A 20,715-nucleotide genomic window follows, 5' to 3' on the forward strand; every position below is an offset into this window, starting at 1 on the left:
GAGGGTGAACCGCAAGGGGCGTCCCTCCGAGGCCGCCGTGGAACGACGCCGCCAGGACATCCTGCGTCACGTCATGGAACGCGGCGAGGCGCGCATCGACGACCTGGCCGCGCGGTTCGGGGTCAGCCTGATGACCGTGCACCGCGACCTGGACGACCTGGTCGAGCGGCGGCTGCTGCGCAAGCTGCGCGGCCGGGTCGCGGCGCTGCCGTCGCTGACCGTCGAGCGCGCCGAACGGTTCCGCGAACGCCTGCACGCCACGGAGAAGGACGCCCTGTGCGCGGCGGTCGCCGGGCTGGTCCGTCCCGGCACCACCGTGCTGCTGGACGACTCCACCACCCTGCACCCGCTGGCCCGCCGCCTCGCCGGCGTCGAAGGGCTCACCGTGGTCACCAACTCGCTGGCGATCGCGATGATCCTCGGGCGCGCCGACGGCGTGGAGGTGGTGCTGCTCGGCGGCCGCTACCGGGGCGACTTCAACTCCTGCTCGGGCCCCGACGTGACCGCCGCGCTCGCCCGCATCACCGCCGAGCAGGCGTTCGTGTCGGCCACCGCCCTGCTGGAGGGCCGCCTGTTCCACCCCAGCCGCGACTCGGCCGAGGTCAAGGAGGCCATGCTCGCCGCGGCGCGCCGCAACATCCTGCTGGCCGACCACTCCAAGTTCGGCAAGACCGCCACCTACGCCTACGGCGACGCCGCCCGCTACGACCTGGTCGTGACCGACGCCGCCACCCCCGCCGAGGAGATCGACGCGCTGCGCGGCCTCGGCGTCCCCGTCCAGATCGTCCACCCGCCCGAAGATCCACCCCGCTGACAAGGAGCGTGCCGACATGCGAGCAGCGCTGATCGAGACCCCCGGAACCGTGGCCGTCACCACCGTGCCCGACCCCGCGCCCGGGCCCGGCCAGGTCGTCGTCGCCGTCGCCGCCTGCGGAATCTGCGGCACCGACCTGCACATCTTCGACGGCGACTTCGCACCCACCCCGTACCCGATCGTGCCCGGCCACGAGTTCGCCGGTGAGATCGTCGCCGTCGGCGCGGGCGTGGCGGGCCTGCGCACCGGCGACCGCGTGGCCGTCGACCCGTCGCTGTTCTGCGGCGCCTGCCACTACTGCGAACGCGGCCAGGGCAACCTGTGCGAGAACTGGAACGCCATCGGCGTCACCCGCGACGGCGCCTGCGCCGAGTACGCGCTCGCACCCGCCGCCAACTGCCACCGGCTCCCCGAACACCTGGACCTGTCGCACGCCGCGCTCATCGAACCGCTGTCGTGCGCGGTGCGCGGATTCGACCTGCTGCCCCGCCGCATGGGCGACCACTACCTCATCTACGGCGCCGGGACGATGGGCCTGATGATGCTGCAACTGGCCCGCCGCGCCGGAGCCGCCTCCATCTCGGTGGTCGACCTGAACGCCGCGCGGCTGCCGGTCGCGACCCGTCTCGGCGCCGACGCGGTGGCCGCCTCGGCCGACGAGTTCGACCGCCCGCAGGGCTGGGAGGTCGTCATCGACTGCACCGGCGTGGTCGCCGCCATCGAGGACGGCCTGACCCGCGTGCGCCGCGGTGGCACGTTCCAGCAGTTCGGCGTCGCGCCCGCCGACGCCACCGCCCGCTTCTCCCCGTTCCGCGTCTACAACGACGAGATCACCATCGTCGGCAGCATGGCCGTCCTGCACAGCTTCGGCCGCGCCGTGGACCTGATGGGCCGCGGCGTCATCGACCCCGACATCATGATCAGCGACCGGTTCGCCCTGGACCGCTACCCCGAGGCCCTCAACGCCTTCCGCGACGGCATCGGCCGCAAGCTGCAGATCCGCGCCGCGGCCGACTGAACGCCCACATCCTCACGTGCCGACGCCCGCCGCCCCGCGTCCCGGCGGCGGTGGCGGCGCGCCGCGGTGACGTGTCAGCAGCCGCATCGCGACGATCCCGCACAGCGGCCCCGGCGCCAGCACGGTGAACGCCCACTGCCACCCGACCGCGTCCGCCGCCGCCGGCACCAACCAGATCGTCACGCCGGTGAGGGTGAACCCGCAGGCCATCTGCACCGTCAGCGCGCTGCCGACGAGCCGCTGGTCGGCCAGCTCGGTGACCAGCGCCGAGAACTGCGGAGAGTCGGCGACCACCGTGAAACCCCACAGCAGCCCCGCCAGCGCCAGCACCCAGGGCGGCGCGTGCAGCAGCGAACCGATCAACATCGCGCAGGCCGCGGACCCGGCCATCATCCAGATCGCCGCGCGTTCACGGCCGAAGCGGTCGCCGAGGACACCGCCGACGTAGTTGCCCGCCCCGCCGGCCACGAAGACCGCGAAGGTGACGTAGGCGGCCAGCGCCGAGTCGTCCAGACCGCGCGGCCGCAGCGCCGCCGAGTAGAACAGCAGGAACCACGACCACATCGCGTACAGCTCCCACATGTGGCACAGGTAGCCCACCACCGCCAGCCGGGTGCCGCGGTCGGCCAGCAGCCGTCCGACGAGGCGCGACTCCAGACGGGCGCGCGGGAAGGGGTACGGGCCTTCGCGGACGGCGACCACCACGATCGTCCCACCGAGCGCGGTGAGCACCGAGGTCGCCCAGATGACGGTGTGCCAGTCCAACCCGCCCAGGCCGTTGACCAGATGCGGCGCCCCGGAGCTGACGGTGAGCGCGCCGACCAGCAGCCCCATGGCCGCGCCCAGGCCGGTCCGGTACCAGGTGGCGACGAGCTTGAGCGCCGGCGGGTACACGCCCGCGATGAAGAACCCGGTCGCGAAGCGCACCATGCTCGCCACGACGACACCGTCGGCGGCCAGCAACGCCGCGTTGGCCGCGGCCGCGCCCAGAGCACTGACGAAGATCAGCCGGACGGGAGCCATCCGGTCCGGCAGGCTCGTCGCCGCCGACACCAGCGCTCCGGCCACGAAACCCCACTGCACGCAGATGGTCAGCCAGCCGGCCGCGCCCGCCGACAACCCCCATTCGGCGCGCAACTGGGGAATCACGGCGGAGGCCGAGAACCAGGTCGACTTGAGCAGCAGCAGTGTCAGTGCGAGCGTGCACAGGTTGCGGCGGGCGGCACGGCTCATGGTCCTCCAGCGCGGTCTACGGCCCGGGCGTCCGCCGCCGGGCACGGAAGGCGGCGACGCCGCCGCGGTTGAGACAGGCCCGCGAGCAGTAGCGGCGCCGCCGTCCCCTGTTCAGGTCGGCGTACACCCGGTCGCAATCGTCCAGTGCGCAGACACCGAGCCGGTCGACGCCGTACTCGCACACCAGGGTCGCCAGCCCCATCGCGGTGTGCGCCCGGAGCCGGTCGGGCAACGCGGCACCGGACACCGCGTAGTGCATGTGCGGCCCCAGACCGTGGTCGGAGATGTGCGGCTGCATGGGGACGGCGGCCAGCAACCCATTGAGCAGGGCGACCGCCGCCGTCACGTCCTCGGCCTCGAAAACCGGCCGCAGGTCCCGGGCCCAGCGACGCAACGTCGATGCCTCCGGCGCCGACAGCTCCGCGGCCGCGTACTTGAAGGCCAGCAGAATCTCCCGCAGCCCTTCGTCAGAGGCGTGGGCGCCGCGGGCGGTGACCGCATTGACCAAGGCGACAGCGGTTCCCACCCCGTCGTTGCGGTACGCGTCCGCTCCCGAAGCACCCACACCGGCACCGTAATCGAATAGACGGCCGAAAAACCTTACATGGCCGGAAGCGGCCCCCCACGCACGTCGGCCACCCGAGTCACCTGACCGCGACCGGGCTGCTCAGGAACGATGACGCGGTGGCACCGACGGGATCACCCTTCGCTGGACGATGATGTTGCGGCATTCATCGAGACGCCGCATGCGTGGAACACCGCTCAGCCCCGAGCTCGGGGCTCGGACTCACGGGCCGATAGGGACTCCCAGGCCCTCGAACATGTGTTTGACCAGGTGGGTAGCATGAGCGCATGGAGAGCGCCCTCCAAGGTTCGATCTTCGACTCCTGGGACGAGGCGGGCCCGCGCGAACTCGGACATTCGGTCCGGCGCGTCCCGCTCACCCATGGGGCCTGGATCGACCTGCGTCCCAACTGGATCGCCGGCGCCGACGCGCTCTTCGAACGCCTGCTCACCGCGGTCCCCTGGCGGGCCGAGCGCCGCCACATGTACGACCGCGTGGTGGACGTCCCCCGCCTTCTCGCCTTCTACGACGAGGACGCCGAACTCCCCGACCCGCTCCTCGACCAGGCCAAGCGGGCCCTCAACGCCCACTATGCCGAGGAACTCGGCGAGCCTTTCCGCACCGCCGGTCTCTGCCTCTACCGCGACGGCCGCGACAGCGTGGCGTGGCACGGCGACACCATCGGCCGCGGCAGCACGGAAGACACGATGGTCGCCATCGTCTCCGTCGGCGCGCCCCGTTCCCTCCTGCTGCGCCCCCGTTCCGGCGGCTCCGCCCTCCGCTACGACCTGGGCCACGGCGACCTGATCGTCATGGGCGGCAGTTGCCAGCGCACCTGGGAGCACAGCATCCCCAAGAGCGCCAAGGACTCCGGCCCTCGAATCAGCATCCAGTACCGCCCAAGAGGCGTCCGCTGACAGACCGGGCACCGACGCCGGCGCGCCCCTCTGCTCGGCTCGCACGCGACCAAGGGAACGCCGCATCGGCCGCCTTGCCCGCCTGGCGACCGCCGGACGGTCCACCGCCGACCCGCAGACCAGGTCATGCCAGGTCACCAGTCCGCTTGCGCGGCGGCGGGCCCACCGTAGATCGGGGGCCTGGCGCGGACTAGGTGAGGTGATAGGGCAGTCCGGTGTTCGGAATGTCGAGCCTGTCGCAGTAGGCCGTGTTCAGTTCGTTCCAGCCATAGTTGACCGCGTCGGCGCCGCGAATGGGCGCGATGGGCGCCCCGTCGAGCAGGCGTTCCGCGACGTCGAGACCGTGCCGCGCCGGACGCGCGTCAGCCGTTCTCCGCAGCGCGGTAGGCGATCAGTTCCTCGGTCGTGTGATCGCCGAGAAGTCCGGCTCCGGCGGCCGCTTCACAGCAGTGGTCGCGCTCATGTCTTCTCCCTGTTGTTCAGAAGGTCGTGCGTCCGGCGGAACTCGACGTTCGCGCGGGGCACGTGAGCCGGGCCGCCAGCTCCCTGACCTGTTCGGGACGCGGGTTTGCGCCGGTCAGCACTGTCGCCAATCGGTCGCCGGCGACCGCACCCTCGGCGATCGCCGCCAGGCCCGCCGCCCCCGCCGGTTCCAGGACGATTCCGAGCGTGCGCGCCGCCACTTCCATGGCGGCGGCGATGGCCTCGTCGGTCACCAGGACGATCTCGTCCACCAGGACGCGGGCCCGCCGCACCGAAGCCTCCAGCGGACCGCGCACCGCGATCCCGTCGGCGAACGTGCGAGCGCGGTCGAGGCGGACCGCGCGGCCCGCGCGCAGGCTCTCCAGCATCGAGGGGGCGCCTTCGGCGTTGACCCCCACGATCCGGGTGCCGGGAGCGTGCTCCTTCATCCAGCGCCCCACGCCGTTGATCAGCGCACCGTCGCCGACCGGGAGCACGACGGCGTCGAAGCTCGGCTCACCTGCGTGGCGGGTCAATTCGAGTCCGATCGTTCCGGCGCCCTCGGCGATCGCCGCCTGCAGACCGTCCTGCAGGTAGACGCGGTCAGGATGGCGTTGGGCGTGGGCGGCTGCGGCCTTGCGTGCCGACGAACCGTCCGCCCCGGCCTCGACGACCCGGGCGCCGAGGGTCTCCATCCGCTCCCGCTTGGCGGGGTTGACCGTCTCGGGCACGAACACCTCGACCGGCATCCCGCGGGCCCGTCCCGCGTAGGCGACGGCCTGCCCGAAGTTGCCCGAGCTGGCGCATACCACCGGCGTGCCGGGGGCGAGTGCGCTCAGCATCAGATCGGCGCCCCGGCCCTTGAAGCTGCGCACCGGGTTGGCCGTCTCCAGCTTCACCGTCACCGTGCGGCCGCCCAGCGCCCGGCACAACTGCTCGTCGAGGTATTGCGGGGTGTTGAGGAACACCGGATCGATCACTCGCGTGGCCTGCTCGATCCGCGCCACGTCCAGGTCCATGCCTGTCGCCTTTCCTCAGCGGTTTGCCGACCCGGCCGACGTTATTCGAACTCCCGATCGAAGCGATTGAGAATATCGCGCCGCGACGCAATAATCTTGCATGCCCGAAGCACCGCCACCCCGCCTGGACGAGATCGACGCCCTGCTGCTGGACCTGCTCCAGCACGACGCCGGACGCACTCTGCACGACCTCGGGGAACAGATCGGGCTGTCACCGAGCGCCGTCCAGCGGCGGATCGCCCGCTACCGCAAGGACGGGCTCGTCACCAGGCAGGTCGCCGTCCTCGACCCGCACCGCCTCGGCCCCACCGTCCTGGCCACGGTCCTGGTGACCCTCGACCAGGAGTCCTTCGAGCACCACCGCGCCTTCTCCGAACGGATGCGCGCGGACCCGCAGGTCCAGCAGTGCTACCGGGTCGCAGGACCATGGGACTACGTGGTCGTCCTGGCCGCGCGGAGCATGCGCGAATGCGGCCGCCTCGGCGACCGCCTGTTCAAGGCCGACGACAACATCAGGCGTTACGAGACCCTGGTCGCCTTCGACACCATCAAGACCGGTCTGGCGCTCCCGCTACCCGCACCACAGTCCTCTCGCCCACAAGACGGCCCGCCATAAGCGAGAAGACCCTTGGACAGTTGGAAGCTGCGGCCGGATGGGGCGGAGCCCTGTAGCGTTCGTTGGTGGTCATGCACCCCTGCTGAGGGAGTGGCTCCTTGAACGTCGCGTATTCGCCGGTACCAGAGCTGAACCTGCTCATGGAGCTCCAACAACGGCTCGACGGCGAGTTCATCTCCGATGGGTTCGAGCTGATCGAGTTCGGCGAGCCCCGGCACGACGGGTGGTCGGACGCCCCCGAATTCCTGGAAGGCTTTCTGCCGTTCGCCTATGCCAACAGCTCCGGTTCGCTGTACGCGCTCTGGCGGATCGACCACCGCACCGATCTGGCGAGCCTGCCGATCGCCGTGTTCGGAGACGAGGGCGGCATTCACCTCACCGCTCTCAATCTGCGGGATCTTCTGCGGCAACTCGCGTGCGACCGGCCGATCTCAGTCGACTGGGGCGGGGCCGACTTCGGCGAGTATGAAGGCCACCACCGCGAGAGCGGCGGTCAGGGGCACCGGACATACCTCTCCTGGCTGGAGCAGCACTTCAGCCTCACCCCACCCGACGACCCCAACGACCTGGTGCGGGTCGCGCACGCGGAGCTCGGCGAACGGTTCGTCGGCTGGGTCGGGCGTTTTGTGGACCTCTGATCAAGAAAATGACAGCGGACGTCGGCACGTCGACGCCGCGTGCTGTCAGGAGACAACGAGCAGTTAGGAGCACCGGGCTCCGGTGCTCCGCGCAGGCCACGCGGCGCGCAGGTGCTGCGGGTGCGGGATGCGGGTGGTGCCCAGCGCCGTGTGCGCGAGTCGGCAAGGCGCTCGGTATCAGCCGAGGAGGTGGGGCTGACACACGTGTAAGGGCTGCCCCACACATTAGAGGTGCAGGAAGCTCCCGACCCTCCAGGTCGAGATGGAACTCGTGAGCCGAATCCCCGCTCGCCCTCTGGGAGAACCCGGTCATCCACCAGAGGACGGGGACGGATCTTGGAGGGCCACCTCGTCAACAACCCCGACCAGCCAGAAGACGACATGCAGACGGCGTCCCAACTGCGCGATGCAGCCGCTGCCGCCGTCCCCTCCGGGCGGGCGGCCAGACGGGGTCGGTCAGGCCGCGGCGGCGCCGCAGCCGCTGGTACCGGATCCAGGCGACCACGGTCAACGGGCCGCTGGCTCAACCACGCAGCAGCCGGGCCGGCGCCCCGTTCTGCAGAAGATCAGTGGGCGCCCTGGCCTAGCTGACCAGTCGGTCGACGGCGGGGTCCAGCTGTGGGGGCGCGGAGGAAGGGATCGGCTCGGCCGGTGCGGCGCGGCGGCGTGAGGAGCGTTTGGCGGTGACACCGCGGGCCTTGGCGTGGTGATGCGCGAGGTCGGTGTCGATCGCGGTGACGCCGGTGGTGGGGACCGGCGGGAGCCACGGCCAGGCGGTGACGCGGGCGGGTTCGGCCGCCAATGCGGGAGCCGGCGCTGCTTCCACGTCCCAGTCGGCGGGAGCGCCGCCGGGCAGGGTGGCGGTCAGCTGGTTGATGACGGCGGTGGCGGGCAACGCGTATCGCACAGCAGCTGCCCCGGCGCAGGTCGGCCAGTTCCTCGGCCTGGGCGTACAGCACCTGGCCGTAGCGGTCGGCGGCCGCGGCACGGCGAGCGTGCATCCGAGCCGGGGTATCCAGGACGGCTCCGACGCCGTGATCACATCAGCCACGCAGAGATCATCCCAGTGCAAGATCACGCACCGGGCCGCTTCGAGGGAAAGGGCTGTCTGCATGCCCCCGTAGGCGTGGAAAACCCTTTGCCGGGATTCGCCGGTTGACTCAAGACTGAGGTCATGCTCGGATTCGTCAGGACCGACAACGAAGCCCTCGTCTCATGCTTGGGCGATCCTCAGCGCACCGTTGCGGCATACCGAGAACTGCTGCGACGCGGGGAGAACGCAGTGAGCGCCATCCGCGCTGGCCTGCGTGACGAGAACCCGGCCGTCCGTGAGGGGTGCTGCCGCCTTCTCGACCACCTGGTCGACACCGAGTCGATGAACGAACTCGTCCTTATGGCAGACGATCCCGATGCACGTGTCAGGATCGCAGCCTTCCACGCTCTAGCCTGCGATCGGTGCAAGGGCGACACCTGCGCACCGGGCCCGGACCGGGTCCTCGAACCCGCGCTGCGCCACCTGGCCTCAGACCCCGACCCGCACGTCCGGGCCATGGCTGCCGAACTCGTCGGCAAGTTCGCCCATTCCGATGGGCGCGCCGTTGCTGCCTTGAGGGCGTCCCACGCCAACGACCCGAGTCCTGCGGTGCGCAAGAAAGCGGGTTGGTTCACGCCAGGCGGGACCATCTACGAACGAACCCTTCCGTCCGAGACCAGGTAACGGACAGCCCTTAGGGTGCGTCGTCAGTGTCATAGCCACATGTGTAGGGCGGCCAGGGTGACGGCGGTCTGGTAGGAGCAGGCGGTCTTGCGTTGGCGGGTGGCGATGCCGCGCCATTCCTTGAGCGGATTGATGCAGTATTCGACGACATTGGGCAGCCGGTAGACGCCCTTGTGGAAGGCGCGCGGGGCGGCTGCGCCGGGCACGGTTGCGGATCTGGCCGGCGCGTTGGGGAATGGGGGCGCTGATCCCGTGCTTGCGCAGCCGGGCACGGATGGCCTTGGCGCTGTAGCCCTTGTCCGTGATGAGGTGATCCGCGGGCCAGATGGATCTTGGTGGTCAGCGCGCCGCGGGACCGAGTCGGTAGCCGCATTTGCCTGGACTTGCTCGGCCGCCAACGCGTCGGCGGGGCCGGACGGGTAGCCGCAGACCGCCGCGCCCAGCCGGGGGCAACCACGCCTCACGACGAACGCCTCAACCGTGACTGGTGCCGCCGCACCGACGCGCCTGGGGCTGCTGGTCGAGTCGGTCGCCCAGCCGTTCTACCTCGGCTCCAAGTTGCGCAGCGCCGCCGCCTTCGACGTCCAAGCCCTCTAGCGGCCGTGGCCCCCCACCACCGCGGCGTCGGCAAGACCGCGCTGGGCCACGCGCTAGGCAAACCGGTCTGAGCCGTCCACCGGTTTGAAGGTTTTATCGAGAGTCCTGCTGGTTTTACTGAGCAAGTTTCACTCGAAAGTTCAACGATACTGTTGAAGGCATGGTAAGTGACATCAAGGACACCGCCCATGCCGTCGATGCCGCCGCCGTGATGAAACTGCTCCCGGCCCGGCCACGGGTGCTCGCACTGGGCGAGCCCATTCATGGCGAGGACACTCTGCTGGACCTGCGCAACGAGCTGTTCCGGCAGCTTGTCGAGCAGGAGGGTTACCGGTGGATCGCGATCGAGAGCGACTGCATGATGGGCCTGGTCGTGGACGACTACGTCACCTCGGGCACGGGCACCCTCGATGAGGTCATGGAGCGCGGATTCAGCCACGGGTGGGGCGCGTTCGCGGCCAACCGGGAGCTCGTGCGCTGGATGCGTGCCTACAACGACGGCCGGCCCGCCTCCGAACGGCTGCGATTCGCCGGTTTCGACGGCCCGCTGGAGATCACCGGCGCCGCGAGCCCTCGGCAGGCCCTCACCGCCCTGCACGCCTACCTCGCAACCTGGGTGGACACGGACCTGCTGCCCTGCACTACCGAAACGCTCGACCGCCTGCTCGGCGCCGACGACCGCTGGGCCAATCCCGCCGCGATGATGGACCCGTCCCGATCTGTGGGGCAGTCGGCCGAGGCCAAGCAACTGCGGCTACTCGCCGACGACCTGGTGGCCCTGCTCGACGCGCAGACCCCGCACCTGATCGAGGCGACCTCCCGGGACGACTGGGACCGGGCGTACCTGTACGGGCGCACCGCCATTGGCCTGCTGCGCTACCACTTCTGGATGGCCGACACCTCACCAAGCCGCATGACGAGGCTGGTGAGCGTGCGGGACCAGATGATGGCCGCCAACCTCCTCGCCATCGCCGAACAGGGCGCGACGCTGGCCCACGCCCACAACGGCCATCTCCAGCGGCACAAGTCCACGATGCGCATGGGCGACCTGCTGGCGGAGTGGTGGGGGGCCGGCGCGATCGTCAGCGCCCACCTGGGTCAGGAGTACGCCTTCCTGGCCACAGCCGTCGGCACGATCCGCCACCACGGCGTGGACGCCCCGCCGTCCGACACCGTCGAAGGGTTCCTCCACGCGTTCCCGGAGGACCACTGCCTTGTCGACACGCGTCGGCTGGCCGCCGCCTTCGGTGACGCGCGGCCCGCCCCCCGCGTGTCCCCCTACTACGGCTACTCCCCGCTGGACCCGGTGCACCTGGCCGGAAGCGACGGGACCGTGTTCGTCAAGGACGTTCCGCAGAGCTAGGCTCCCTCGCCGGCAGGCCGGCTCGCGCGCGGTGCCGGCGGACCGCGTCGCGGTTGGCGCACTGTTGGGTGCAGTAACGCCGCCGTCCTGTGCGGGACGTGTCGGCGAAGATCGTGGTGCATTCGGTCACGGCGCACCGCTGGAGCCGGTGCATGCCCCGTCCCACCAGATGCAGCGCGGTACCGACCGAGATCAGCGAGAACAGCACGGAGCCGAGCGGCTGCCCGTCGTCGCGGTAGTGCAGATGCCAGCCCTCGCCGGCGTGGTCGGTCAGCCTCGGATGGGAGGCGGACTCCGCCAGCATCCGGTTGAGCAGCTCGGCGCGCTCGTGCTCGTCGGTGGCGTCGACGACCCTTTCCCAGGCCGCCACCACGGTGCGGGCACGGTCCAGGTCCTGTGGCGTGACCGGGCACTCCAGCACGAGCCCGGCCGCGCGGCAGCGGTCCGCGAGCTCCTCGGCGCTCGCCGGGGGCCGGTTGGCCAGGTCCGCGGCCAGGTTCACGACCGCCTCGCCGTAAGGGTTGAGGTGCACAAGCCCATTACACCAGGCTGGTCGGCATGAGCACCGGAGACCACACCGACGTACGGCAGGCAGTCGAGGACGACGTCGCGGAACTGGTACGCCTGCGGGCACTGCTGTTCGAGACCCTCGGCGGCGACTTCTTCAACCCGCCGTCGGCGGGCGACGACTGGCGGGACGCCCTCGCCCGCGTCCTGGAGAAGAAACTGACCGAGGACGACGCGCGGATCCTGGTCGTGGACGGCGACAACGGTCTGGCCGCCTGCGGCATCGGCACCGTCGAGCAATGGTTTCCCGGCCCGCACTCGCACAACGGACGCGTCGGACACGTGATCGGCATGGTCACCGATCCGGCATACCGGCGACGGGGCCACGGCCGAGCGATCATGCATGGCCTGCTCGCCTGGTTCCGGCAGCGTGACGTCGCCCGCGTGGACCTGTACGCCTCCACCGACGGTGCTCCGCTCTACCGCGACCTCGGCTTCGTCGACCACCCCGACCCGTCGCTGTACTGGCGTCCGTAACAGACTGCTGGACCACTCCCAAGGCTCTGGCAGAACGCTCGCAGCTGTTTCTGCCCGACGAATGCAGCGCTGCCCGATAGGGCCCCTTCCCCTCCCCCGGACTCGGAGCGTGACATGCCCAAGGCACCCGCATCACCCTCGGCCGGCCCGGTGACATCCCAGCCGCGGCGAGGAGCCGCATGAGCGTCGGCGGCCCGCGATACCGCTGGATCGTCCTCGGCATCGCCACCTTCACCCAGGCCGCCTCCGCCTTCTTCGTTCAGGGCATCGGGGCGATGGGCATCCACCTTCAACGTGACCTGAACCTGAGCGCCGCCCCAGCTGGGGCTGCTGCTGTCGGCGGCCCAGCTGGTCCCGTTGATCGGGTTGCTCGTGGCCGGGGAGCTGCTGGACCGTTACAACGAGCGCTGGGTCGTCGGGGTCGGCGCCTGCGTGGTGGCCGCGGGCCTGAGCATGGGGAGCATGGCGCCGGGATATCTGTCGCTGCTGCTCGTCCTGCTGATCGTCGGCGCCGGGTACAGCACCGTTCAGCCCGGCGGAAGCAAGTCGGTGGCGTCCTGGTTCGGCGCGTCCCAGCGAGGGTTCGCGATGGGCGTCCGCCAGGCGGGCCTGCCGCTGGGCGGCGCGCTGTCGGCGGCCCTGCTGCCCTTCCTCGCCGAGACGTTCGGGTGGCGGGTGACGCTGGTGGCCGGTGGCCTGGTCGCGCTGCTGGGAGCCGGTGTCTTCATGGGCTTGTACCGTCCGCCGCCCACCCCGCCCGTCCTCCACGACGGGCCGCCGCACGCCTCGCTCACATCCCGGCTCGGCGCCCGGCTGCGGATGCTCCCGCCTTCTGTTCACCTGGCTCGGCTTCTTCAGCTTCGGCTGGTACGGCCCATGGGTTGCCTACGTGGCCGAATCGGCTCCACCCGCCAAGACGGGATTCGCTCTCGGCCTGGCCATGGCCGTCAACCAGATCGCCGTCATCCTCGCGCCGCCCGCGCTCGGCCTCCTCACCGATCTCACCGGCAGCTTCACACCGGCCTGGGGCCTTCTGTCCGCCATGACCGCGGTGGCCCTGACAGCCACTGCCCGCGCAGAACGCCTGAACACCGGACGAACACGCCGCAGCGAAACCGCTTCCCTCTAACGCGCCGCAACACCTCGCTCAGCCGAAAGGTGCGGGGCGCCCCGAAGGGCCGTCCGAACGGGACACGACCCCCCGGACCCGCCCCGCCGATCCGGATCGGCGGGGCGATCGACGCGACCGCCCGCGCCGCCGGGACGGGCGCTGGAACCGCGGCTTGGTTGCGGTGACGAAGACGTGCCGCAACCACAACCGCCCGGCGCGCAACGCGGGTGGTGGAGCCGCTACGAGCGCAGTTCCACGGAGATGTGCGGGGACAGCGCGCGGAGGAAGTCGGCGGCGTCGAAGATCTCGCCGGCGGAGGCGACGCCGACGGTCCTGGTCCGTCCGGTGAGGATGCGGTCGACCGCTTCCACCACGAGCGGGGCGGTGATGGCGTAGATGTCCTGGCCGCTTGCCACCGCGCGCCGTTCAGCGCCGCCGGAGCGCACGATGACGTCGACGAGGAAGGTCTGCGCGGATCGCCCCTGCTCGTCGGCCGGGGCCGGCGTCGGTGTGTCCGGGGCCGATACGTCCCTGGCCGCCTCGACCGTCATGTAGGTGCGCACTTCGGGGACTGACAGGTGGCTGGGGACGGTGACGACGTCGGCCATAGTGAACTCGCCGATGACGGCCCGCGGCCCCATCGGGTCCGGGAAGGGCCACTCCAGGGTGGGCGAGTCGTCGTCGCGGTACTCCAGCCCCCCGTTCGTGTAACGGACGCGTCGGCCGCCCCGCCGCTCCCGGGAGACCACGCCCGAGGCGCGCGTCCCGGCGGTGGGGTGCCAACCGCTCAGCCCGTACGCGATGTGCACCTCGTCGGCCGCCGTCCAGTCGCCCATCGCGGCGGTGGCCAGCAGGTCGCCGAGACCGCCGTAGAAGGCCATCGCGGGGACGATCGCCGCTCCGGCGGCGCGGGCGCGGTCGGTGAAGTGCGCGAAGGTGTCGACGTTGGCCTCGATCTCGGCCGCCACGTCCACATACGGGATCCCGGCGCGCAGTGCCGCCTCGATCACGGGGGCGGCCGTCGCGGCGAAGGGCCCGGCGCAGTTGATCACGGCCGCCGCACCGGCCAGTGCGCGGTCGAGCGAGGCCGGGTCGTCGACCGACGCCGGGCGCGCCTCCAGTCCGGATTCGGACTCCGCCAGCAGCTTCAGCTTGTCGGCGTCGCGGCCGGACAGAATCGGGACGAACCCGCGATCCCGCAGCTGCGCCACCACGAACCGGCCGGTGTGCCCGTATGCGCCGAACACCACCACCGTGGGCCCTGATCCCATGGGTTTCTCCCCCGTGCTCATATGACCTGCTGCGATCTGTCGTGAACATCCTGGCGAGGGCGGGCATCCCGCTGCGAGTGTCTGGAACGCCATGATCCGTACAATTTCGGACGTGGACACTGTCGCACTGGCCGTCACCGACGGAATGCTGCACTTCGAGCTGTCGTTGGCGTACGAGGTCTTCGCCGCCGCCCCGGCCGACGTAACGGTCCCCTGGTACGACGTCACCGTCTGCGGGCCGGTCGCCGTACGGGTCGGCCGGTTCCGGTTGGAGCCCGATCACGGCCTCGATGAACTCTCGCGCGCCGACACCGTGATCGTTCCGGGCTGGGCCGACGTCGATGTGGATCCACCCGCCGACCTGGTGGAGGCCGTGCGGGCGGCTCACGAGGCAGGTGCCCGCATAGCCTCCCTCTGCACGGGCGCGTTCGTGCTGGCCGCCGCCGGGCTGCTGGACGGGCGGCGCGCGACCACGCACTGGGCGCACACCCGGGACCTGGCCGCCCGCTACCCCCGGGTGGACGTGGACCCGGACGTCCTGTACGTGGACAACGGCAGCGTGCTCACCTCCGCCGGCAAAGCCGCGGCCATGGACCTGTGCCTGCACCTCGTCCGTCTCGACCACGACTCGTCGATCGCCAACACGGTCGCCCGCCGCCTGGTCGTGCCGCCGCACCGGGACGGCGGCCAGGCCCAGTTCGTCACCGCCCCGGTGCCCGCGCCGGACAACCACCCGCTCGCCGACCTGCTCCCCTGGGTGATCGAACGGCTGGACCAGCCGCTCACCGTGGAGGACCTGGCCCGCCAGGCGCGGATGAGCTCGCGCAACCTGGGCCGCCACTTCAGGTCGGTGACCGGTACCACCCCGCTGCAATGGCTGCTGACTCAGCGGATCCGCCACGCCCAGGAATTGCTGGAGACCACCGACGACAGCATCGACACCATCGCGGCGGCCACGGGCATGGGCACCGCCACGACCCTGCGCCGCCACTTCAACCGCACGGTCGGCGTGCCTCCGGACACCTACCGCCGCACCTTCCGCTCCCGGACCCGCCCCGGCCCGCACGACAGCAGGCAACGCCCCACAGTGTGATGGCCTTGACCCACTACGATCCAGCCGGGTGACCGCCCGTCAGGCGGGAGCGGTATCGCCACTGCGGGCGCCGGCGGACCGGGCGTGGCGGCTCAGCCGCGAGTCAGGTCCTGGAGGCCGACCACGCGCAGCAACGACAGCCGCTCGTAGGACGAGCTGCCCGGGCGGGCGGTGTAGACGATCAGCCGCTGGTCGTGCTCGGGACTCAGCAGTACCTCGCAGTCCAACTCCAGCAGGCCGACGACCGGATGCAGGAAGCGCTTGACGTCGGCGCGGCGCACGGCGACGTCGTGGGTGTCCCACAGCGCCGAGAACTCCTCGCTGCGGGCGCGGAGCCGGCGTACGAGCCCTGCCAGCCGCGCGTCGTCCGGGCGGCGGGCGAGTGTGGCACGCAGATCCGCCACCGCCGCGCGGGCGGCGCGGTCACGCTCCTCGGCCGGGAAGAGCTCCCGCGCGGACGGGTCCGTGAAGTAGTGCCAGACGACGTTGCGCTCCGCCTCCGGGCGGGCGGACACGTCACCGTGAAGTGCCTTGGCCATCGCATTCTGCGCGAGGACGTCGCCGCCGTCGCTCACCACCTGGGCGGGGGTGTCGGTCAGCCGGTCCAGGACGAGCAGCAGGCCGGGGCGGACATGCTGCGTGGCCTGCCGGTCCCGCGGCGGCTCCTCACCGGCCAGATGGAAGAGGTGGTCCCGTTCGTCGCCGGTCAGCCGCAGCGCGCGGGCGACGGCGGCGAGCATCTGACGGGACGGGCGCGAGCCCCTGGCCTGCTCCAGCCGCGCGTAGTGGTCGGTGGACATGCCCGCCAGCTGCGCCACCTCCTCCCGGCGCAGTCCCGGGGTGCGCCGCCGCGCGCCCTGCGACAGCCCCACGTCGGCAGGGGCGAGCCGGGCACGGCAGTGGCGCAGGAAGTCGGCCAGTTCGGTTCTGTCCACACCACCACCATGGCCCGGGACGCCGGACGCAGCCAGGGACTGCCCGTCCCCGGATAAGGGCGTCTCTCCCGCCAGCGCCGACACCGCAGCACGCTGGGACCCGGATCGGCGGACCGACGGCGCCGTTGCAGGGGTAACGAGACGAGCCACTGCAGGCCAGTTCTACGCGCGTCACCTGGGTCTGCCGACGCTACGAATTCCCCGGATCTCTTGACAAAGGAAGGCATGGTTCGCATGCAGTACCGCACGCTCGGCCGGACCGGTATCAAGGTCAGCCCCTACGCGCTCGGCGCACTGATGTTCGCCACGTCCATCGGCAACCCCGATCCCGACGACTCGGCCCGCATCATCCACAAAGCGCTGGACGCGGGAATCAACCTCATCGACACCGCCGATGCCTACGGCGACTCCGAAGAGGTCGTCGGCAGGGCGCTCAAGGGGCGACGGGACAATGTCGTCCTCGCGACCAAGGTGAGCCGCCCGATGGGTGACGATCCCAATCAGCAGGGCGCCTCCCGGCGCTGGATCATGACCGCGGTCGAGAACTCGCTGCGCCGCCTGCAGACCGACCACATCGACCTCTACCAGATCCAGCGGCCGGACCCCACCACGGACATCGAGGAGACACTCTCCGCGCTGTCCGACCTGATTCACAGCGGGAAGGTCCGTGCCATCGGAACGTCCACGATGCCGGCGTCCGACATCGTCGAAGCCCAGTGGGCCGCCGAGCGGCGCGGCCTGGAACGGTTCCACACCGAGCAGCCGCCGTACTCGCTGCTCAACCGCGCCATCGAACGCGAGGTACTGCCGGTCGCGCAGCGCTACGGGGTGGGCACCTTGGTGTGGGGACCGCTCGGGCAGGGACTGCTCACCGGGCGCGTCCGCAAGGGCCGGGAGAACGAACTGCGCCGCGCCGGCTTCTTCAAGCACCTCAACGACGAGCGCCGTCTCGACGCCGTCGAGCAGTTCGTCGCGCTCGCCGAGGAGGCGGGCCTGCCGCTGACCCACCTCGCCATGGCGTTCGCGATCACCCATCCCGGCGTGACCAGCGCGATCGTCGGGCCGCGCACGATGAGCCACCTCGACGACCTGCTCGCCGGCATGGACGTCGCGCTCACCGACGACATCCTCGACCGGATCGACGAGATCGTCCCGCCCGGCACCGACGTCGGCACGCTCGACCAGGCCTACGTGCCGCCGGCTCTCCAGCGGACCAGTCTGCGCCGCCGCCCCGCCGGCGAACGCACCGCCGCCTGACCCCCCCGCCCCCGACGGCCGGGACGCCGACGTCTTCGACGGCCGCTGCCTCGCCGTACCGAACAGCGGCCGGACCAGCCGGCCCGCTCCCGAGAAAGGCAGAATCATGCGCGAACTCGAACTCTCGTGCTTGATCGACGGTCGGCACTGTTGGCCTGAGCACCTCGCACGGGTTCAGCACGACCGCCATCTGCACGTCCTTCACGAGATGAAGCGCCTCGGCGCGGCAATCGGATATGCGGGAAAGTTCCTCTCTCACGACGACATCAACCGCCTGAGCGCCGAAGACGCACGCGAGGCGTGCATTGCGGCGCGACAGTCGTACGACGTGGACGGCATCAAGACCCTCTACAAGGAGCAACTGCGGATCTCCGACCAGATGTGGAAGGACGCCAACGACGCACCTGGTGCAGCTCCGATGCGGGCCGCCTTCGCCGATCTCACAGTGACTGGAATCACCATCGAAGAATTCCGCGAACACGCGACGGGCGGCGACTCCTTCCACTCGAATTACGCACGGATCAACCCTGACCACTATTTCCTGTATGGACACGAGACAGGCATGCGCGCCATGGAGACCTTCGGCATGTACGGCGGCCCGTCCGAGGTGAACGTCATCACCGACCCGGATATCAAGGTGCCCGTCGAGCGGGAAACCGGCTTTCGGCTGCTCACCGCCGGGTACACGACGTTGGCCGGCGACGGCACCGACATCAACGTCCTCGCGTACCACCAGTTCAAACCATTGGCCAACGGCCTGGCCGTCAGACTCGGCGCGTTCTTCCCGCCGAAGACGCCGAAGGATCTGGTCGACGGACACGCGGTGCACATGGCCATCGAGTTCTGGGAGACGTCGAAACTGCTCGCCGCGGCAGACTGATCTCGCCGCGGCCGGACGGAGAGCGCGTCGGGCGGCGACCGGCAAGCCGCACCCCGAGATGGGGCGACGTCGAACTTGGCTCTGAGCTGTCCGAGATAGCCGCGGAACGAAACGGTCGCGGACGTGGAGTTGGAAGCGCGTGGCACGGCGTCCCCAGCCCCGCGTCCGCACGCGCCGACACGTCCACAGCGCATGAAAAAAGGCAAGGAACCTACTCCTTGCCACTCTCAATGTATAGCGCACTGGGGGGCTTGCGGCAAGACCCGGGTCATGCCGCAGAATCTCCGGCTGAAGCCAGACCTGCGGAAATCGGGGATTCGCGAAGTACGTGTGCTCGCGGGTGTGCGCCGCCGAACCGTGCGGGGCAGCTGGCCGAAACGCACCCTCAGTGATTGGGCGATTCATGTTCGACGTGATCATTGCCGGCGGCGGACCGACCGGCTTGATGCTGGCCGGCGAGTTGCGGCTGCACGGTGTGCACGTGCTCGTGCTGGAGAAGGACGCGGAGCCGACCAGACATGTCCGCGCGCTCGGCCTGCACGTGCGCAGCATCGAGGTGATGGACCAGCGCGGTCTGCTGGAGCGGTTCCTCGCGCACGGCCGGCAGTACACGCTCGGCGGTTTCTTCGCCGGCATCGACAAGCCCTCGCCCGACCGGCTGGACACCGCGCATGCCTACGTCCTCGGTATCCCGCAGCCCATCACCGAACGCCTGCTGGCCGAGCGCGCCACCGAACTCGGCGCCGAGATCCGGCGCGGCTGCGAGCTGGTCGGGCTGGACCAGGACGACCACGGGGTGACCGCCGAACTGGCCGACGGCACGCGGCTGCGCTCGCGCTACCTCGTCGGTTGCGACGGCGGCCGCAGCACAGTGCGCAAACTGCTCGGTGTCGGTTTCCCTGGCGAGCCCACCAAGGTCGAGACGCTGCTCGGCGAGATGGAGGTGACCGAGGATCCGGCGACGGTCGCCGCCGTCGTCGCGGAAGTCCGCAAGACCCAACTGCGCTTCGGTGCCATGCCCCTCGGGAACGGGGTGTACCGCGTGGGCGTGCCCGCCGAGGGAGTGGCCGAAGACCGCACGGTCCCGCCGACTCTCGAGGAGTTCAAGCAGCAGTTGCGGGTGTTCGCCGGCACGGATTTCGGCGTGCGCTCACCGCGCTGGCTGTCCCGGTTCGGCGACGCCACCCGGCAGGCCGAGCGCTACCGGGTCGGCCGGGTGCTGCTGGCCGGTGACGCGGCGCACGTCCACCCGCCGACCGGCGGGCAGGGGCTCAACCTCGGCATCCAGGACGCGTTCAACCTCGGCTGGAAACTGGCCGCCGAGGTCAACGGCTGGGCACCGGACGGCCTGCTGGACAGCTACCACGCCGAACGGCACCCGGTGGCCGCCGACGTGCTGAACAACACCCGCGCGCAGATGGAACTGATCTCCACCGAGCCGGGACCCCGGTCGGTGCGCCGGCTGCTGTCGGAACTGATGGACTTCGAGGACGTGAACCGGTACCTGATCGAGAAGATTACGGCGATCGGGGTCCGCTACGACTTCGGCGGGGGCCACGAACTGCTCGGCCGGCGGATGCGGGACGTGGCGTTGAAGCGAGGGCGCCTCTACGAGCGGATGCACGGCGGCCGCGGGCTGCTCCTCGACCAGACCGGCCGGCTCTCGGTCGCGGGATGGGCAGACCGGGTCGACCACCTCGTCGACGTCAGCGAGGAACTGGACGTACCCGCGGCGCTGCTGCGACCGGACGGCCACGTGGCCTGGGTCGGCGAAGATCAAAATGATCTGCTCAGCCGGATGCCCGAGTGGTTCGGCACCGCCGTCAACTGAACGCGCAGTCGTGGTGCGAAAGGGGTCTGTCACCAGCCGAGTCCGACGCGGTCGCCGCGTGTCCGAGCCAACCGACCGTCGCAGACGTCGACGTCGTCATCGACTGGCCCGCCCAGCAGCCCATGCCCGTGCTGCTGACCGCCCGCACCGACCGGGCCAAACCCCTGACAGGATCCAGATCCGCTCCATCGCCGGCCCGGATCACCCCCCTGCCTCGTTCCTGCGGCGCGCGGCGAACCGCGACATCAGATCACGTCGGCGATCGGCGGCGCCACGTGCGAGGGACGGAACGGGAACCGCCCAACCTTCCCAGGCCGTCATGCGCCGCCTAGGC

General features: G+C 70.5%; 21 protein-coding genes and 1 pseudogene. 14 read left to right on the top strand and 8 right to left on the bottom strand.

All coding sequences use genetic code 11. The features are described from left to right. The first annotated feature begins 4 nt into the window (after positions 1–4). Complete coding sequence (locus ABZ801_RS34085; protein WP_360705950.1) at positions 5–814, top strand: DeoR/GlpR family DNA-binding transcription regulator; 810 nt, start codon at positions 5–7, stop codon at positions 812–814. Positions 815–830: 16 nt separating this feature from the next. Further along, positions 831–1,832, top strand: coding sequence for a zinc-dependent alcohol dehydrogenase family protein (locus ABZ801_RS34090; RefSeq protein WP_360705953.1), 1,002 nt, complete (start codon positions 831–833; stop codon positions 1,830–1,832). Positions 1,833–1,844: 12 nt separating this feature from the next. Here ABZ801_RS34090 and ABZ801_RS34095 read toward each other — a convergent pair whose 3' ends face one another. Together ABZ801_RS34095 and ABZ801_RS34100 are read right to left on the bottom strand one after the other, a co-directional pair. After that, the gene (locus ABZ801_RS34095; RefSeq protein ID WP_360705955.1) at positions 1,845–3,065 is read right to left on the bottom strand and encodes an MFS transporter; all 1,221 of its coding nucleotides are present in this window, start codon (positions 3,063–3,065) and stop codon (positions 1,845–1,847) included. Between the two features lie 16 nt (positions 3,066–3,081). Further along, positions 3,082–3,630 carry a CGNR zinc finger domain-containing protein gene (locus tag ABZ801_RS34100; protein ID WP_360705958.1) on the bottom strand — a complete coding sequence of 183 codons (549 nt, stop codon included), beginning with the start codon at positions 3,628–3,630 and terminating at the stop codon, positions 3,082–3,084. A gap of 287 nt (positions 3,631–3,917) precedes the next feature. Between ABZ801_RS34100 and ABZ801_RS34105 the strand changes: the two genes are divergently transcribed. Then, on the top strand, positions 3,918–4,547 hold the full coding sequence (locus tag ABZ801_RS34105) for an alpha-ketoglutarate-dependent dioxygenase AlkB (RefSeq protein WP_360705961.1): 630 nt from the start codon (positions 3,918–3,920) through the stop codon (positions 4,545–4,547). A gap of 479 nt (positions 4,548–5,026) precedes the next feature. Here the strand turns inward: ABZ801_RS34105 and ABZ801_RS34110 are convergent, their stop codons facing one another. After that, positions 5,027–6,028 carry a pyridoxal-phosphate dependent enzyme gene (locus ABZ801_RS34110; RefSeq protein ID WP_360705964.1) on the bottom strand — a complete coding sequence of 334 codons (1,002 nt, stop codon included), beginning with the start codon at positions 6,026–6,028 and terminating at the stop codon, positions 5,027–5,029. Between the two features lie 100 nt (positions 6,029–6,128). On the opposite strand from ABZ801_RS34110, the gene ABZ801_RS34115 reads away from it, so the two are divergent. Both ABZ801_RS34115 and ABZ801_RS34120 read left to right on the top strand, forming a co-directional pair. Next, a complete protein-coding gene (locus tag ABZ801_RS34115; protein ID WP_360705967.1) occupies positions 6,129–6,644 on the top strand; it encodes an Lrp/AsnC family transcriptional regulator in 516 nt (171 codons plus the stop codon). Positions 6,645–6,742: 98 nt separating this feature from the next. Further along, entirely contained in the window at positions 6,743–7,282 is a 540-nt protein-coding gene (locus ABZ801_RS34120) for a hypothetical protein (RefSeq protein ID WP_360705970.1), read from the top strand. Positions 7,283–7,865: 583 nt separating this feature from the next. Here the strand turns inward: ABZ801_RS34120 and ABZ801_RS34125 are convergent. Beyond that, on the bottom strand, positions 7,866–8,189 hold the full coding sequence (locus ABZ801_RS34125) for a hypothetical protein (RefSeq protein WP_360705973.1): 324 nt from the start codon (positions 8,187–8,189) through the stop codon (positions 7,866–7,868). Between the two features lie 267 nt (positions 8,190–8,456). On the opposite strand from ABZ801_RS34125, the gene ABZ801_RS34130 reads away from it, so the two are divergent. Beyond that, positions 8,457–8,999: a HEAT repeat domain-containing protein gene (locus tag ABZ801_RS34130; protein WP_360705976.1), complete on the top strand. Its 543-nt coding sequence runs from the start codon at positions 8,457–8,459 to the stop codon at positions 8,997–8,999. Positions 9,000–9,028: 29 nt separating this feature from the next. Here the strand turns inward: ABZ801_RS34130 and ABZ801_RS34135 are convergent, their stop codons facing one another. Further along, positions 9,029–9,205 carry a hypothetical protein gene (locus tag ABZ801_RS34135; protein ID WP_360705979.1) on the bottom strand — a complete coding sequence of 59 codons (177 nt, stop codon included), beginning with the start codon at positions 9,203–9,205 and terminating at the stop codon, positions 9,029–9,031. A gap of 551 nt (positions 9,206–9,756) precedes the next feature. Here ABZ801_RS34135 and ABZ801_RS34140 point away from each other — a divergent pair. Next, positions 9,757–10,959, top strand: coding sequence for an erythromycin esterase family protein (locus tag ABZ801_RS34140; protein WP_360705981.1), 1,203 nt, complete (start codon positions 9,757–9,759; stop codon positions 10,957–10,959). On the opposite strand, the gene ABZ801_RS34145 is transcribed toward ABZ801_RS34140, so the two are convergent. Then, complete coding sequence (locus ABZ801_RS34145) at positions 10,937–11,491, bottom strand: CGNR zinc finger domain-containing protein (RefSeq protein WP_344945708.1); 555 nt, start codon at positions 11,489–11,491, stop codon at positions 10,937–10,939. The genes ABZ801_RS34140 and ABZ801_RS34145 overlap by 23 nt on opposite strands. 26 nt (positions 11,492–11,517) lie before the next feature. Between ABZ801_RS34145 and ABZ801_RS34150 the strand changes: the two genes are divergently transcribed. From ABZ801_RS34150 to ABZ801_RS34160, 3 genes and pseudogenes are all read left to right on the top strand, one after another. Then, on the top strand, positions 11,518–12,003 hold the full coding sequence (locus tag ABZ801_RS34150; RefSeq protein WP_360705985.1) for a GNAT family N-acetyltransferase: 486 nt from the start codon (positions 11,518–11,520) through the stop codon (positions 12,001–12,003). A gap of 372 nt (positions 12,004–12,375) precedes the next feature. Next, positions 12,376–12,711 (top strand): annotated as a pseudogene (locus ABZ801_RS34155) (MFS transporter); the annotation flags it as partial. A gap of 181 nt (positions 12,712–12,892) precedes the next feature. After that, positions 12,893–13,132 carry a hypothetical protein gene (locus tag ABZ801_RS34160; protein WP_360706202.1) on the top strand — a complete coding sequence of 80 codons (240 nt, stop codon included), beginning with the start codon at positions 12,893–12,895 and terminating at the stop codon, positions 13,130–13,132. A 221-nt stretch (positions 13,133–13,353) separates the two neighbouring features. Here ABZ801_RS34160 and ABZ801_RS34165 read toward each other — a convergent pair whose 3' ends face one another. Further along, a complete protein-coding gene (locus ABZ801_RS34165) occupies positions 13,354–14,385 on the bottom strand; it encodes a saccharopine dehydrogenase NADP-binding domain-containing protein (RefSeq protein WP_360705988.1) in 1,032 nt (343 codons plus the stop codon). A 112-nt stretch (positions 14,386–14,497) separates the two neighbouring features. On the opposite strand from ABZ801_RS34165, the gene ABZ801_RS34170 reads away from it, so the two are divergent. Continuing rightward, the gene (locus ABZ801_RS34170; RefSeq protein WP_360705989.1) at positions 14,498–15,478 is read left to right on the top strand and encodes a helix-turn-helix domain-containing protein; all 981 of its coding nucleotides are present in this window, start codon (positions 14,498–14,500) and stop codon (positions 15,476–15,478) included. A 92-nt stretch (positions 15,479–15,570) separates the two neighbouring features. Here the strand turns inward: ABZ801_RS34170 and ABZ801_RS34175 are convergent, their stop codons facing one another. After that, the gene (locus ABZ801_RS34175) at positions 15,571–16,413 is read right to left on the bottom strand and encodes a helix-turn-helix transcriptional regulator (protein ID WP_360705992.1); all 843 of its coding nucleotides are present in this window, start codon (positions 16,411–16,413) and stop codon (positions 15,571–15,573) included. 225 nt (positions 16,414–16,638) lie between these two features. On the opposite strand from ABZ801_RS34175, the gene ABZ801_RS34180 reads away from it, so the two are divergent. From ABZ801_RS34180 to rox, 3 genes are all read left to right on the top strand, one after another. Then, a complete protein-coding gene (locus tag ABZ801_RS34180; RefSeq protein WP_360705995.1) occupies positions 16,639–17,670 on the top strand; it encodes an aldo/keto reductase in 1,032 nt (343 codons plus the stop codon). 106 nt (positions 17,671–17,776) lie between these two features. Beyond that, positions 17,777–18,550 carry a hypothetical protein gene (locus ABZ801_RS34185; protein ID WP_360705998.1) on the top strand — a complete coding sequence of 258 codons (774 nt, stop codon included), beginning with the start codon at positions 17,777–17,779 and terminating at the stop codon, positions 18,548–18,550. A gap of 403 nt (positions 18,551–18,953) precedes the next feature. Next, positions 18,954–20,381, top strand: coding sequence for a rifampin monooxygenase (gene rox / locus ABZ801_RS34190; RefSeq protein WP_360706001.1), 1,428 nt, complete (start codon positions 18,954–18,956; stop codon positions 20,379–20,381). Positions 20,382–20,715 lie beyond the last annotated feature (334 nt).

The organism is Actinomadura sp. NPDC047616 (assembly GCF_040642915.1).
Taxonomy (GTDB): Bacteria; Actinomycetota; Actinomycetes; order Streptosporangiales; family Streptosporangiaceae; genus Spirillospora; species Spirillospora miaoliensis.

Bases quoted from the DNA above. Each gene is read 5' to 3' on its own strand.
- ABZ801_RS34090 (WP_360705953.1), top strand. From the start codon at position 831: ATGCGAGCAGCGCTGATCGAGACCCCCGGAACCGTGGCCGTCACCACC.
- ABZ801_RS34095 (WP_360705955.1), bottom strand. From the start codon at position 3,065: ATGAGCCGTGCCGCCCGCCGCAACCTGTGCACGCTCGCACTGACACTG.
- ABZ801_RS34105 (WP_360705961.1), top strand. From the start codon at position 3,918: ATGGAGAGCGCCCTCCAAGGTTCGATCTTCGACTCCTGGGACGAGGCG.
- ABZ801_RS34110 (WP_360705964.1), bottom strand. From the start codon at position 6,028: ATGGACCTGGACGTGGCGCGGATCGAGCAGGCCACGCGAGTGATCGAT.
- ABZ801_RS34115 (WP_360705967.1), top strand. From the start codon at position 6,129: ATGCCCGAAGCACCGCCACCCCGCCTGGACGAGATCGACGCCCTGCTG.
- ABZ801_RS34130 (WP_360705976.1), top strand. From the start codon at position 8,457: ATGCTCGGATTCGTCAGGACCGACAACGAAGCCCTCGTCTCATGCTTG.
- ABZ801_RS34140 (WP_360705981.1), top strand. From the start codon at position 9,757: ATGGTAAGTGACATCAAGGACACCGCCCATGCCGTCGATGCCGCCGCC.
- ABZ801_RS34150 (WP_360705985.1), top strand. From the start codon at position 11,518: ATGAGCACCGGAGACCACACCGACGTACGGCAGGCAGTCGAGGACGAC.
- ABZ801_RS34165 (WP_360705988.1), bottom strand. From the start codon at position 14,385: ATGGGATCAGGGCCCACGGTGGTGGTGTTCGGCGCATACGGGCACACC.
- ABZ801_RS34180 (WP_360705995.1), top strand. From the start codon at position 16,639: ATGGTTCGCATGCAGTACCGCACGCTCGGCCGGACCGGTATCAAGGTC.
- ABZ801_RS34185 (WP_360705998.1), top strand. From the start codon at position 17,777: ATGCGCGAACTCGAACTCTCGTGCTTGATCGACGGTCGGCACTGTTGG.
- rox (WP_360706001.1), top strand. From the start codon at position 18,954: ATGTTCGACGTGATCATTGCCGGCGGCGGACCGACCGGCTTGATGCTG.